1 rRNA gene is annotated in these 512 nt (G+C 56.6%); it reads left to right on the forward strand.

Annotated elements, in window-relative coordinates:
* Positions 1 to 512, forward strand: a 23S ribosomal RNA gene (locus GO615_RS27875); the annotation flags it as partial.

Raw genomic sequence — 512 nt, forward strand, 5'->3', positions numbered from 1 at the left:
GACTAGTACCGTGAGGGAAAGGTGAAAAGAACCCCGGGAGGGGAGTGAAATAGATCCTGAAACCGTGTGCTTACAATCCGTCGGAGCCTCTGTGTGGGGTGACGGCGTGCCTTTTGAAGAATGAGCCTGCGAGTTAGTGCTCAGTGGCGAGGTTAACCCGTGTGGGGTAGCCGTAGCGAAAGCGAGTCCGAATAGGGCGTTTGAGTCGCTGGGTCTAGACCCGAAGCGGAGTGATCTACCCATGGCCAGGTTGAAGCGCCGGTAAGACGGCGTGGAGGACCGAACCCACTTAGGTTGAAAACTGAGGGGATGAGCTGTGGGTAGGGGTGAAAGGCCAATCAAACTCCGTGATAGCTGGTTCTCCCCGAAATGCATTTAGGTGCAGCGTCGCGTGTTTCTTGCCGGAGGTAGAGCTACTGGATGGCTGATGGGCCCCACCGGGTTACTGACGTCAACCAAACTCCGAATGCCGGTAAGTGAGAGCGTGGCAGTGAGACTGCGGGGGATAAGCT

Origin of the sequence: Aromatoleum evansii, from assembly GCF_012910805.1 — a bacterium.
Classification (GTDB): Bacteria; Pseudomonadota; Gammaproteobacteria; order Burkholderiales; family Rhodocyclaceae; genus Aromatoleum; species Aromatoleum evansii.